Origin of the sequence: Rheinheimera sp. UJ63 (assembly GCF_021568285.1) — a bacterium.
In the GTDB taxonomy this organism is placed as follows: Bacteria; Pseudomonadota; Gammaproteobacteria; order Enterobacterales; family Alteromonadaceae; genus Alishewanella; species Alishewanella maricola.
This window is the reverse complement of sequence record NZ_JAKGTQ010000008.1, coordinates 57,465-71,704: the sequence shown is the minus strand read 5'-3', so window position 1 is coordinate 71,704 and position 14,240 is coordinate 57,465. Positions and strand designations below refer to the sequence as shown.

Here is a 14,240-nt window from a genome sequence, read left to right as displayed (position 1 = left end):
AAAGAACCGACGTATATCGGGTTGTTTTAAAGCAGGCATACATAACTCTCATTGTTGGCAACACAGAAAGATATGATGCGTGATCAGTCAGCAAATAAAAGATGTGATGGCCGGACGCTTACTAAAAAAAACAGTTTTTGTTGAGCCGTCTATTTTTTTTGAGGTAGCCAAACGAATGTAAGCTTCATTCACCAACAGCGTGGTATTGCAGGATGCTTCAATAGAAAGTTGATATTCCGTACTTTTATTGCGTTTGTGCTGGGTTTTTACTTTTTGCGCGATGGCTTTAAATTGCTGGTAACAGTAAGTGTAAAGCTGTGATTCCTTTTGTTTGTCACCGTTTTGCCAGTCTTGAAGTAAATAAGTGATATCCATATGACAACTTAACATCCTTGTTTATTTTTAATATTTTCAACCGAAATTGGACAAAAACATTTTAAATCAATGAGCAGTTTCAATCTGTAGTAGATATTATTTTTAACTGCATATCAGTATTTAAGCAAGTACTAAATGAATGCTGTGAATTTCAAAAAAAAATTTTACGGTTTTTTTGAAAAAAAACGTTACCTTGTGTCTTTAGTTTAAAAGGTTAAAAATAGAATGCGCTACTATTTTTTGTAATGAGCTAAGGACAACTAATGACCAAAAAATATGTTCCTCTTGTTTTAATCTCTTTACTGTTAACGGCATGTGGCGGTGGTGGTGGAGATGATACTACTAGCACAGCAACCGCACCTGTAAATCAACCCCCGATACTAACATTATCAGCAACGTCTTTAACCATGGAAGAAAACACGGAAGCGGTTGTTAATGTTACTGTGACGGACTCTGATAGCAGTTCCGTTTCAGTTGAAGTGTCCTCTGCGTTGTTACAAGTAAGATTTGATACTGCCACAAGCCAAATAACCGCTAATGCCCCCGAGGTGGATGCGAATACTGAAACAAGTATTACTGTACAAGCAAAAGATTCTGACGGTAATACTGTGACAAGAACAATAACCGTCTCTATTACCGATAAGCCAACTGCACCACCTGAAGTAAGTTGGGTAGGTTTTGATGCAGAGCCTTCGTTTCAGGTAAAAGAACGAACAAGATTGCGGTTACCTTTTTCAGTTATTGATCCTGACAGTGAGAGTTTTGAGTATGCGGTTGAGTTCACTTCACTAAGCGGCGATAGATACGCTGATTTTGAGTTTGATACTAAGATTGATCGATCTGCAAATGAATTAGTTGTGATACCAAAATCCGCACCTATTACATCTCGGGTTGAATTTCGAGGGACACTTACAGTTTCAGATGGCCGTAATACAGACACTGCCACTTTTTTAGTTTCGGTTGCACCAAATAAAATCGACTTAAATATTTCTCTTACTAGCTTCTTGATTGTCGCTGGAGAAACAAAAACTATACCCTTTACTATTAGGGCCAATGACTTAGATGCTTTTGAATTTACTAAACTAGAGTACGTAGATGAAGATGATGTAACAACAGATCCCTTAACTTTTGCTATTGATAAGGCTTCACAAACGTTGACAGTAAGTGCTAAAGCTGGGACTGCTGGCAAAACAGTTAAGCTGCGGATTAGTTTTGAAGAAATTGAAGGCTGGGAATACGGTAGGATTATCAACATTACTATTCGAGACCAAATTACCCAAAATGAAATGCAATTACAGAAGCGGTTAGATCGGTTTATTAAGCTAATAGAACTGAGCAACGATTACGAATATGTCACAAGGTACGCTTTAGATATTCTTTTTGCGCGCGGTGCATTAACCGCTGCAGAGTATGAAAGTAATTTAGTTAAAAATTACCAAATTAGAGCTGTAAATTTAGCTTTTGCAAGGGCGGTGTACGACAATACCATTGAAAGCCTACAAAATTCACAGCTTTATGTCGATGATGCAGAATACCAGTCAATAATTGAGAGAATAGATTATTGGACTGACAATCTATATCGATTTCGCGGAGAAAACGTGGCTTTTATTAATCCACTATTAGATAAACTCGGCTATGCCAATTTAGGCAGTGAGGCATTTATTTATCTTGATGATGATCGAATTTCTCGATTTGTTGGCAATACTTTCTATGGTTCTTACCAAGATGGACGTTGGGTGTTTTCAGCTGAATATCAATATTTAGCAGCCCCTTTAGGCTTGCTCTTAAATGAAGAATTCTAAATTGAAGTTGCATGCAGTTATCAAGGAATATACGGATATGAAAAATCTAGTCATCATTTTAATTTTTAGTTTTTTTGGGGTTGTTAAAGCCGAGCCAGTATCAATAGAGTATATCCACTATCTCGATGCTCAGCCTAAACAACATATTGACCGTTTGCAGGATAGCAATAATTATCGACTCATTGTTAAGTTCAAAAACAACAATATTCACCATGATTTACTGCAAACGCCTGAAACGAATCAGCTGCTTTTAGAGCAGCAAGGTATAACGTTAAGTAATAATCTCAGCTTGTTACAGAAGTATAATGTAGCGCAGGTAGGTGATCGAAACCGAGGGCTTTTACTACTGCATAAAATCGCTCAAAATACCGGCATCGTGTTAAAGCATGTGCGTTCCTCTGCGCTTGGGGCAGATGTCTTTTTAGCGAACTCTTTACAGGAGCAAAAAGATACCATTGCTGCATTAATGCAAACGGGGTTATTTAACTATGTGCACCCAGATCTAAATGTGACTAATGCAGAATTTCACCATCAACCTGCAAAGCTTCCTAATGCAAATAATGCGAGTACAAATGCTTTTAATCGAGACTTATTTGATGATCCCTTATATTTAAAAGAAGGTTACCTTGATGAGCAACAGCAATATACGATGGGGTCACATAGTTTATTAAAAGCCAGCTTGTATGCGCAAGATAATAACAAGCTTGGCCGTAAAGTAAGAATTGCTGTTATCGACACGGGCTCTTTTCCACACGAAGACGTGGTTTGGTCAAACGAGGGGGCTGATTTTATTTCAGGCTTTTCAAATGAATATTCTGATTGTAAGAAGCAAGATAATACTCATAACGGTGCTGATAGTATTTGCACGGTCGACAATTATTTACCTAAAAGCCGTGATCAAGACCCAATTGATAAAGCGTGGAAATTTACTCTTGACCAAGATGGCAATCCAACGGCGGATGGTGATATCAGAATCGATGGTCATGGTTTAAAAGTAGCGTCCACTATTGCCGCTAAAAGAAATAATGGTAAAGGTATTATAGGTGGCCTTGCCAGTGAAAACGTAGAATTGATTCCCGTACGTGCTTTACTGCCAAGTGGAGGCAGAAGCACGGATGTTAGTGATGCAATTGTTTGGGCTGCCGGTGGTGACGTGCCCGGAATGCCGAATATTTCCAGCAAAGTGGATATTATTAATTTGTCTCTGGGCGGTTTTAGTATCCTTGGTTGTGAGTCAAGCTCATACATAGAGGCTATTGAATTTGCTAGAAGTCAAAATGTGTTAATAGTGGGCGCTGCAGGTAATGACGGTAAGGATGTAAGGGCGTATACACCGGGTGCATGTCCTGGCGTACTGACCGTTGGCGCAAATAACCTAGAGGGTGATCTTACCGGCTTTAGTAATTATGGCGAAGAGGTAGAGGTTACCTTTGAAGGTGCAAATGTACATGTTGCAACCATAAATACCAGCATTTATTTAGATGCAGAAAAAAGTGGTTTTTGTGGTCTTGATAGCGTCAATAAAACCAATCAAAATTGTTATGGCGAAGTGTCTGGAACCAGTTTTTCTGCGCCTTTAGCTTCAGCTACAGCTGCTATTGTCAAAATGGTACAGAGTGATTTAGATGAAAGCCAAATTAGGGCGTTAATAGCCAATACTGCGCCGCTTTATGTCGAAAAACCAAGTGGCCAGCGTACTACCCGAGCAAGCTTAATGCCTTTCGCTGGTGTTGGTAACGCTTATTCAGCCGTTACCACAAATTTTGACTCTGTTTCTTTAAACCCTGTTCAAGCGAAACACCGCTATGCCAATTTTAATAACGCGGTAGAACAGCGTTATATTGCTGCGCTTATTACTAATTCAAGTCGTGATGCTATCTGTGAGGCCTATGATTTAACTTGGGGGGCGTATCGTGAAGAGATCTCGGGTGTAAGTTATCAGCTTTATGCCAGTAACAGCAATGATGCTGTATTAACTGAAAATAACTCACAAGTTTTGCAAGCTGCACAAGAGCCAAGAGTGACCAACTCTGCACTGGTAAATATTGCTGGTTTTAAGCGTATTGCGGTGCAAGCTGTTGTCAATGGGGCAGCAAGTGAATTGGCAGAGTTTGATTTAACCCAAGCGTCTATGCCTGTTTCTTGTATTTAGAGCAAATAACAGGTTAGTAATTTACCCTTATAGGTATAAATGCCGCCTTAATACTAACGCATTATGCAAAAAAGTTGAGGCTGCTCTTTTTATTAGGTTTCACTCAAACCAGCACAAATGTGCTGGTTTGAGGTATTTGTTAACTTATAAATGATAACTAATATGCTGATGAAAACGTACGGTAAGATCATCACGCTCGGGTTGCAGTGCTAAGCTTTTGGCAAAGCGATGTAACGCCGCTTCTACCTGGTTCATAAAGCGGCCATAGCCCATATCGGTTTGATCGGCTGGCGTGGCGAAGATCACCAATTGCATCATTTCGACCAGTTTATCGCCTTGCAAATCGCTGATCAGTTGACCTGCTTGCGCGCTAGGATCAAAACCAATCATTTGCAGTTCTGTGCCATGGCTACTTTTATCAAATTGGCTATTGCGCACCAAGGGTAACAAACCATTAGCCAGCACGGCTAAATGTTTGAATTGCTCGGGCTGACAGGCGCTGACAAAGCTGTCACTGACTTTTTGATACAGCGGCAAGTAGGGTGCATCACTTTGCAAATTCAATGCGACTTGCTCTTTTAAGCGCCGGCTTAACGGTAAGTTGACGATGACATAGGTGAGCGCATTATGCGCGGGCAGTTCACATTGCCGTGCTTTATAGCGCGCACCAATTGAGCGTAATTTGTAGCCGTAACTTTCTTTATGGCCTTTGGCCTTGGCAAACAAATCATAAGTAAGATGCTGATGGTCACGCACTTTTACTTTTGCCTCAGTCATTTTTAACTTAGCCAGTAGTTGTTGCAGCACTGTCGTGACTTTTTGGTGGAACGTTGCAGCGTTGGCGCGTAATGGCTGGTCGGTGGCTAAAAATAATAAAGAAATTTTTCGTGCCCGGATGCTGGCATCATAAAAGCTATGCTGTGCTTCGTGATAGCTTGGGTTATAGAAAAATAAAATTTGTTCAGTGGTTTGTAATACGTAAGCTTCCTGATGGAAGCGCACCACTGGGGTTTTACCATTAGCAATCAGGTGTACATTGTGCAGCTGTGCCGCATCAGCCAGTTCAAAAAACTGCTGTGACAATTGCTGATAAAGCTGTTCAAACGGTTTTGCTGGGTTGCTAGCAGGAAAGGCCGCGAGTAGTTCGTCTGTTAACGCAAATTCAGCTAAGAGATATTGGTTATCTCGGGCTTCAGCTGGTAAATAAACTTTGTGTTGCGAGCTTACAGGCATAGGTGTTTCCTCAGGTGTATAAATTAGCGGCAATTTTACCAGAAATACAATGTTAATATAGAAATGTTTAATGTAATTATTTTAGACTTGTTAAGGTTAAATTCAGCTTAATTTAAAGTATCTATGAAGGCTCCACAATTTACTCGATATCCATCTATCTTGGCCGTATTTTGCCTTGTTTAGCGGTGCGTGTTTCCATTGAGATTTGCACTAATATCAATATCTGCGAAATGGTTTTGTATTTATGCTTTACAGCACGTTAAAGCTTATGAGATGTGGCAAGCCGCAGATGCGCTTTTCAGCGGTTGAAAGCTCATCTGCATGAAGTGAGCAGGTTTTGCTGCTCCCCTAAACTAGAACCTAAATGGTTTACACCTTTAATTTGGCTAGCGTTGTTGATCAGCATGACAGGAGCACACTGTTTTTGTTCATCATTACTTTAACTTAACTGACGCCAGCGCCAACTATCACGTAGCACTTCCCATGCCGGAAATAACGCTAGCACGACTAAGCTTATCGTTATTGTACGTTCAAGTTGCGCCGAGCTAAGCATGCCAAGCAAAGGCTGTTCGGTTATTTGCAAAAAAGGCGACATCATTGCCAAATACAGAATTACCAAGGTAAACAAAGCGTTGATGATAATATTCGCCTGCAATAGCGCTTTCTGCCAAATACGCTGCTTTAATTGCCATAGGCTATTGCAGATACCCGCGAGCAACAAAGGTGTACACCACAGTAGCAATGTTTTTACCTCGTTGCTGAGCAATACGCTTGGGGCATCTGCTGGCGCCACAACTTGCCACAGTGGGTAAAATATGACCACCAGTAAAAATAAATAACTCGCCAAATCAGTAAAAATATCTTGTAGTGCAATCGTCTGCCAGCTAAAGCCCGCGCTAGGTAAATTTTCCGGCTGCCAGTTTTGCCAGCAGTGCTGCTCTGGTTCAGGGGTTTGTTTGGAAATGACAAAATATCCTAGGGTAATGGCAGTAAAAGCAAAGCAAGCATCATCAATCCATCCTGCCGCGATACTGAACACTAAGCTAATCAAACCGACGTCAGCGTAGGATAACCAGCCAAAAGTGCTCTTGACCACTTGGATCAAAAACAAGATCCCGAGTACTAGCGTTAAGGTATAGCGATAAATGGGCATATAACTGGCGTTAATAAATGGCTGCTCGGGTACAAACTGTCTAGCAACTTGTCGTGGATGGCCCATTTGCTTTAACAGCTGGCTGACATCTGCGTCGCTTAAGGCACCTTGCGCTGCCGTTATCGCATCCAGTTCATCCATAATATTGGCCTGCAACTCTCTCGCAATTTCTTCGCGTTTCGCCGCCGGTAGCTCGCGCTGCACCGCAGCAATATATCGAGTGACTAAGTCCATGACTATTTCTCCTTCTCAGTAACCAATAAGTTAGCCAGTGCGCCATTGAGGTTTTGCCACTCTTGCGTTAGCTGTTGTAACAAGGTCGCACCCAAGGCAGACAACTTGTAATAACGTCGCTCACGCCCCTCTGCTTGCTGCCATTCGCTTTCTAGTAGACCTTGCTCAGCTAGCCGCCGGATCAACGGATATAAGGTGCCTTCATCAATGTCGATGCCGCCTTGCTGTAACTGTTGCCGCAGTGAATAGCCATAGTGCGCCTGTTTTAGTGAAGCTAATACTGCCAACACCAGCACGCCACGGCGTAACTCTAGGCGCATTTTATCGCGTTGTGCCAAGGTCATCTGCTTACTCCTTCTGTTGATGTCGGCGATACTGTACGGCACATACTGTGCGGTACACAGTTAATATGCTAGGTGACGCACAGTAAGATTGCAAGTGATTTTATTTTTATACTTTGCTTAATAAGCGCAGCCATTGCACGGCGCTATAATCGGTCATTATTGGGTTTGTGTAAGGGTATTCTCGGGTTATCTGGCGACTGAAATAGACATAGTACAAAACAATAAAGGCGCTTTACGCGCCCTTATTGTTTTTTGCCTAGGTCAAAACCTACGCCAGTAAGATAAACCCAAAGAACGCAGCAATGGCCGCCATTAACGCATAAGGGAACTGCGTTAGCGCGTGGCTCATCAAATTACAGCCTGAGCCTTGTGCGGCCAGTACGGTAGAGTCACTGTAGAAACAGGCTTGGCTACCGAACGAGCTGGCTGAGAGCAGAGCGCCGATCACCAGTGGGATATTGGCGTCGACAGTCATTGCTAATGGCATAACGATAGGGATTGATACCGCGAAGATGCCCCAGCTTGAACCCGTGACAAAAGCTAATACGGCCATCGCGACAAACACTAAGGCAGGGAGCATTTGTGCTGTCATGTAGGGGGCTAAATTCTCAATCACATACAGCGGTAAGCCGAGTTGATCGCAAACATCTTTAAAGGTAAAGGCGGCGATAACGGTACAAATAGCCGGTAGCATGGTTTTAAAACCATGCATCATTAGCTCCATCATATCTACGAACGGCATTAAACGCTGCGCCATGTACATCGGAATGGTGATAATAAACGTTAGAATGAGCGCGGGCCAAATTTCCGCTTCAAACCAAATGGTAAAACCAATCAGCATCAACATCGGTAATAAGAAGTTCATCAACTTGCCGTCGTTCTTATCGGCATGATCAAATTCTTCTTCTAACGATGCCACGGCAAAACCCGTATGTGGTTGGCCAGTAGCCGTGGCGTGATTAGCTTCACTGCTGGCGAGTGCTTCGGCACTGACCACGCTGTCCACCGGGGCATCCACTGCTTGCATCGCGGCTAACTCGGCTTTTTTCATTGGGCCAACTAAGGGCACTATGCCTAAAATAACCAGCGGCACTAACAACAGCGCTAACCAAGCATAGATCATGTAAGGAATGGCCGCGATATAGGTTTTAATACCATTCGGATCGCTAGCCGGCGCAATATCGTTGGCAACTAATAAGCCCCCAAAGAAAATAGCCCAGGTTGAGATCGGTACTAACACACACATGGGGGCTGCGGTGGAATCGACCACATAGGCCAGCATTTCGCGTGACACTTTATATTTATCGGTTAACCGTTTCATGGTTTCACCGACAGTCAGGGCATTTAGGTAATCATCAATAAAAATAATTAAACCTAATAGGTAGGTCATGAACAGGGACGGTTTACGCCCTTTTGCATATTGTTGCGCCATGCGGCCAAAGGCAAAGGCCCCACCGGTATGCACCAACAGCGCAATTAATGCACCAAAGCCACCGCAAACTAAAATGAGCCAACCGATGGTTTCATCTTGCATCACGCGAACAGATGTTTCGCCTAAATTAAATAGCGCGTCGAGTGGTGAGCCAATTAATAATAGGCCTGACGCAGCACCTAGCACCAGCGCCAAAATGGGGCGCTTTAACCAGATGGCAAAGGCTAGAACAACAAGAGGTGGGATTAAACTTATCGCACTTGGCGCAATGGCGGCCGCTTCGACCGCCGCTGCAACAGGCTCGGCCAAACTCCCTAAGGTATCTTCTGCTGACATATTTTTATTCTCGTATAAAAGTCCGGCTTACCGGCAAAAAAGGTATTGAACCGTTGCAGCAGAATGGACAACTCAACGGAGCGATAGTCACAGTGCGAGCAGTAGCTGTGGCTTGAAAAACTTACCGTAAAAGCTTTCTTACCTGAGCACGCTAATTGTGTTTGTTTAGGATACAAACAAACCTGTGCATGATAACAAAAACTCGCGCTTGTACAATTACCGGCGCTAACAAAAAAATACCCACGGCCAGTTACTGGCCGTGGGTATTGCTTAACATGTTAACCGTGTTGCTTAAATCGCAGCGATCTCGGCTTGTTGCAGCTGTAACTTGGCAACGGCTTGCTCTAGCTCAGCTTGTTTGGCGCGCTCTTTCGCTAAAACCGCCTCTGGTGCTTTGGCAACAAAGCCTTCGTTATTTAGCTTACCGGCAACACGAGACAGCTCTTGCTCGGTTTTTTCCAGCTGCTTAGCAATTCGGCCTAATTCGGCTTCTTTATCAATTAAACCGGCCATCGGGATCAGCAGATCCATATTGCCAATTAACTGTGCGGCGCTGGCAGGCGCTTTTTGCTCAGGCGCTAACAACTCTAGGCTTTCCAGTTTTGCCATCACTAATAGGAAGTTACGGTTCTGGTCGATACGGCGCTGTTCTTCGGTGGAGATGTTACGTAATAAAACCGTTAAGGGCTTATTCGGCGAAATGTTCATTTCACCACGCACGTTACGGATAGCGGTGATCACGGCTTTGAGCCATTCCAGATCGGCTTGTGCTGTTTCATCGACTAAGTCAGCCTGATACTCAGGGTAAGCGGCCAGCATAATACTGTCGCTTTGAATATTGGCCAACGGTTTAACCGATTGCCAGATGCTTTCGGTGATGAACGGCATGATCGGGTGCATTAAACGCAGTAAGCTTTCGAGCACCGTGATCAAGGTGTGGCGCGTACCACGTTGTTCCGCTTCATTACCTTTAAATAAAATCGGCTTAGTCAGTTCTAAATACCAGTCACAGAACTGATTCCAAGTAAATTCATACAAGGCCGTAGCGGCTAAGTCAAAGCGGTAGGTATCAAAGTAATGCCGCACTTGTTTCACCGTTTGTTGATACTGCGCCAAGATCCATTTGTCGGCCAGCGACAGGGTTTTCTCTGCAGTGCCGAAACCGCAATCTTGCTCTTCGGTATTCATCAGCACATAGCGGCTAGCGTTCCACAATTTATTGCAGAAGTTACGGTAACCTTCTAAGCGCTTCATATCCCAGTTAATATCACGACCGGTTGAGGCTAACGTGGCTAAAGTAAAGCGCACAGCGTCAGTGCCGCTGCTGGGGATGCCTTCAGGGAATTGTTTCGTGGTGCGATCAGCAATTTTCTTCGCTAATTGCGGCTGCATCATATTACTGGTGCGCTTGGCTAATAAATCTTCCAGGCTAATACCGTCAATCATGTCTAATGGATCGATAACGTTGCCTTTGGATTTCGACATTTTATCGCCGCTTTCATCGCGGATCAGGCCGGTAACATAGACCGTTTTAAACGGTACTTGCGGTTGGCCTTGTTCATCTTTGATAAAGTGCATGGTCATCATGATCATGCGTGCTACCCAGAAGAAAATAATGTCAAAACCAGTTACCAACACATCGGTCGGATGAAAGGTTTTTAAATCATCGGTTTGCTCTGGCCAGCCAAGCGTAGAGAAGGTCCACAACGCGGAGCTAAACCAGGTATCTAATACATCGTTATCTTGTTGCAGCGCTATGCTGTCGGCCAGTTGATACTTCGCGCGAACTTCGGCTTCGTTACGACCGACATAGACTTTACCGTCGGCGTCGTACCAAGCGGGAATACGATGGCCCCACCAGAGTTGGCGCGAGATACACCAATCTTGAATATCGCGCATCCAGCTGTAATACATGTTTTCATATTGTTTTGGTACAAACTGAATTTGACCGCTTTCTACCGCTTCTACTGCGGTTTTCGCCAGCGGTGCAGCGCGCACATACCATTGATCGGTCAGCATCGGCTCAATCACCACGCCGCTACGATCGCCGTAGGGCAGGGTATTGTTATGATCTTCCACCTTTTCCAGCAAGCCCGCGGCATCAAAAGCCGCAACAATGGCTTTACGTGCAGCATAACGTTCTAGCTGCTGAAACTCGGCAGGAATAGGCGCGCTAAGCGCCGGGTTAACTTCACCATTAGTGAAAAAACATTCGCCTTCGCTGCGGATCATGGCATCGAGAGTTAGAATGTTGATCATCGGCAATTGATGACGTTTACCTACTTCATAGTCGTTGAAGTCATGTGCTGGGGTAATTTTGACGCAACCCGTGCCTTTTTCCATATCGGCATGGTCGTCGGCGACAATTGGGATGCGGCGATTAACTAAAGGCAACAGGATCTCTTTGCCGATCAGCGCTTGATAACGTGGATCGTCTGGGTTTACTGCAACACCGGTATCGCCCAACATGGTTTCTGGGCGTGTGGTGGCCACCACTAGGTAAGTTTTGCCTTCAGCGGTCATGGCGCCGTCGGCTAACGGATAGCGCAGGTGCCACATTTGGCCTTTCTGATCTTTGTTTTCAACTTCTAAATCAGAGATAGCCGTGTGCAGTTTCGGATCCCAGTTCACTAAGCGCTTACCACGATAGATCAGATCATCTTCGTATAAACGCACAAACACTTCTTGCACGGCATTGGATAAACCGGCATCCATGGTAAAACGTTCACGATCCCAGTCTACCGAGTTGCCTAAACGGCGCATTTGCGAGGTGATGGTGCCACCTGATTCGGCTTTCCACTCCCAAATTTTTTCAATAAATTTGTCACGGCCAAGCTCATGGCGGCCTGGCAAACCTTCTGCGGCTAATTTACGTTCAACCACCATTTGCGTGGCGATACCGGCGTGATCACTGCCCACTTGCCACAAGGTATTTTTTCCTTGCATGCGTTGGTAACGCGTTAGCGCATCCATAATGGTTTGCTGGAAGGCATGCCCCATATGCAGGCTACCGGTAACGTTTGGTGGCGGGATCATGATGCAATAGTTATTACCTGCACGATCATCACCGTTCGGTTTAAAATAGCCTTTGCTTTCCCAGGCCTGATACATGGCCTGTTCTATTTCGCTTGGGTTGAAGGTTTTTTCCATCAGAGATACCTGTAAATTCAGTCGGCTTGCACGGTTTCAGGCGTGATGCCAGCTTGACGATATTGTTTGTAACGTTCCCGGGCTTGCGCTTTTAACGACGCTTCTGCCGGAACAAATTCGATTACTCGCGCAAAACGCCGGGCAAATTCCGGCATGTTGTCGGTTAAATTGATTAACACCTGACGACTTTGTCGTGGTGCTTGCCAGCCAATCTCAATGGGTGCGCCACGCGCTGGGCCTTCACCACTGAGGTTATGCGGCACAAAACGTTCCGCATCAAACTGCCAGAGTAATTCATCTAGCTGTTCGGCCATCTGTTGGTCGGCAGTATATACAAAAACGCGTTGATTGGCGCGGTACAAATCTGCACAAAGCTGACAAGCAAAAGCAAAATGAGCTGGCGCAGGCGACAGCTCATTTGAGATTGCGGTGTGTTCAGCTGAGCCATCAGGCTCAGCCAGCACATAAAACGTAACAGTCATTAATGATCCTGATTGTTGCCCGTACGGTTAATCAGGAACTGCGTTAATAACGCGACCGGACGACCGGTAGAGCCTTTATCTTTACCGCCACTACGCCAAGCCGTTCCGGCAATATCAAGGTGTGCCCAGTTATATTTGCGTGTAAAGCGTGACAGGAAGCAGGCTGCGGTAATAGTACCGGCTGCACGCCCCCCTAAGTTGCTGAAGTCGGCAAAAGGGCTTTCCAGTTGATCTTGATATTCATCCCACAGCGGTAAACGCCAAGCACGGTCACCGCTTTGCTCTGAAGCATTGAGGATTTCATGGGCAAGCGGGTTGTGGTTACTCAGTAAGCCAGAAGCGTGTTTGCCCAGTGCGATCACACAAGCACCGGTTAAGGTGGCCACATCAATCACCAGCTCAGGATCGAAGCGTTCAACGTAAGTGAGTGCATCACACAATACTAAACGGCCTTCGGCGTCGGTATTTAATACTTCAACCGTTTGCCCAGACATCGTAGTAAGAATATCACCTGGCCGATAAGCATTGGCATCCGGCATGTTTTCAGCGGCGGCTAACACCGCCACGATATTAATCGGCAATTGTAAGTTGATCACGGCGTGCATGGTACCAAACACTGAGGCGGCGCCGCACATATCAAACTTCATTTCGTCCATGCCATCGCCCGGTTTTAAGCTAATACCACCCGAGTCGAAGGTTAAACCTTTACCAATTAATACCACAGGCGCGCTGTCGTTACCGGCACCATTGTATTTAATCACCGACATACGTGGCTGGTTAACCGAACCGCGGCCAACCGCTAAGTAAGAGTTCATCCCAAGGGCGCTCATTTCCTCTACACCCAGTACTTCAACACTGACTTTGTCAGACAGGCTTTGTAAGGCAGAGGCTTGTTCCGCAAGGTACACCGGTGTGCAGATATTCGGAGGCATGTTGCCCACGTCTTTACATTGTTTGATACCGGCAGCAATGGCTAAACCATGGTCTACCGCACGTTCACCAATGGTCAGATCGCGACGGGTGGGAACGTTAAACACAATTTTACGTAGCGGGCGGCGTGTTTCATCTTTTTTGCTTTTTAAACGATCAAACACATAGAGGCAATCTTGTGTGGTTTCAACGGCATGACGCACTTTCCAGTAGGTATCACGACCTTTCACATGCAATTCAGATAAAAAGCAGACGGCTTCCATTGAACCGGTTTCGTTCAAGGTGCTGATGGTTTTGGCGATAATTTGCCGATACTGGCGCTCGTCTAGCTCACGCTCTTTACCACAGCCTACTAATAGCACTCGCTCGCTTAGTACATTCGGAACATGGTGCAGTAACAGCATCTGCCCTGGTTTGCCTTCTAAATCACCACGGCGAAGCAAATTGCTGATATAGCCTTCGCTGATTTTATCTAATTGCTCTGCTACTGCAGAAAGGCGACGCGGTTCATAGACACCAACAACGATGCAAGCACTACGTTGTTTTTCGGGACTTCCGCTTTTTACGCTGAACTCCATGTTTACTCCTGATTCTAAGAGACTATGCTACTATAAGTC

10 protein-coding genes are annotated in these 14,240 nt (G+C 44.9%); 2 read left to right on the top strand and 8 right to left on the bottom strand.

What is annotated here, in order from left to right; all coding sequences use genetic code 11:
- Nucleotides 1-87 precede the first annotated feature (87 nt).
- Entirely contained in the window at nt 88-375 is a 288-nt protein-coding gene (locus L1N97_RS15850; protein WP_236130470.1) for an ECF-type sigma factor, read from the bottom strand.
- A gap of 263 nt (nt 376-638) precedes the next feature.
- On the opposite strand from L1N97_RS15850, the gene L1N97_RS15845 reads away from it, so the two are divergent.
- Both L1N97_RS15845 and L1N97_RS15840 read left to right on the top strand, forming a co-directional pair.
- Entirely contained in the window at nt 639-2,177 is a 1,539-nt protein-coding gene (locus L1N97_RS15845) for an Ig-like domain-containing protein (protein ID WP_236130469.1), read from the top strand.
- A 37-nt stretch (nt 2,178-2,214) separates the two neighbouring features.
- Nucleotides 2,215-4,329: a S8 family serine peptidase gene (locus tag L1N97_RS15840; protein ID WP_236130468.1), complete on the top strand. Its 2,115-nt coding sequence runs from the start codon at nt 2,215-2,217 to the stop codon at nt 4,327-4,329.
- A 144-nt stretch (nt 4,330-4,473) separates the two neighbouring features.
- On the opposite strand, the gene L1N97_RS15835 is transcribed toward L1N97_RS15840, so the two are convergent.
- From L1N97_RS15835 to pepA, 7 genes are all read right to left on the bottom strand, one after another.
- Nucleotides 4,474-5,562 carry a DUF3083 family protein gene (locus tag L1N97_RS15835; protein WP_236130467.1) on the bottom strand — a complete coding sequence of 363 codons (1,089 nt, stop codon included), beginning with the start codon at nt 5,560-5,562 and terminating at the stop codon, nt 4,474-4,476.
- A 439-nt stretch (nt 5,563-6,001) separates the two neighbouring features.
- Nucleotides 6,002-6,949, bottom strand: a complete 948-nt coding sequence (locus tag L1N97_RS15830) for an HAAS signaling domain-containing protein (RefSeq protein ID WP_236130466.1) — start codon at nt 6,947-6,949, stop codon at nt 6,002-6,004.
- A gap of 2 nt (nt 6,950-6,951) precedes the next feature.
- Nucleotides 6,952-7,293: a PadR family transcriptional regulator gene (locus L1N97_RS15825; protein ID WP_226751761.1), complete on the bottom strand. Its 342-nt coding sequence runs from the start codon at nt 7,291-7,293 to the stop codon at nt 6,952-6,954.
- Nucleotides 7,294-7,561: 268 nt separating this feature from the next.
- A complete protein-coding gene (locus L1N97_RS15820; RefSeq protein ID WP_236130465.1) occupies nt 7,562-9,061 on the bottom strand; it encodes a Na+/H+ antiporter NhaC family protein in 1,500 nt (499 codons plus the stop codon).
- 291 nt (nt 9,062-9,352) lie between these two features.
- Complete coding sequence (locus L1N97_RS15815) at nt 9,353-12,211, bottom strand: valine--tRNA ligase (protein ID WP_236130464.1); 2,859 nt, start codon at nt 12,209-12,211, stop codon at nt 9,353-9,355.
- Between the two features lie 17 nt (nt 12,212-12,228).
- Nucleotides 12,229-12,693 carry a DNA polymerase III subunit chi gene (locus tag L1N97_RS15810; RefSeq protein WP_229587369.1) on the bottom strand — a complete coding sequence of 155 codons (465 nt, stop codon included), beginning with the start codon at nt 12,691-12,693 and terminating at the stop codon, nt 12,229-12,231.
- Nucleotides 12,693-14,201 carry a leucyl aminopeptidase gene (pepA, locus tag L1N97_RS15805; RefSeq protein WP_226751765.1) on the bottom strand — a complete coding sequence of 503 codons (1,509 nt, stop codon included), beginning with the start codon at nt 14,199-14,201 and terminating at the stop codon, nt 12,693-12,695. Before pepA ends, L1N97_RS15810 begins: the two co-directional genes overlap by 1 nt.
- Nucleotides 14,202-14,240: the final 39 nt, after the last annotated feature.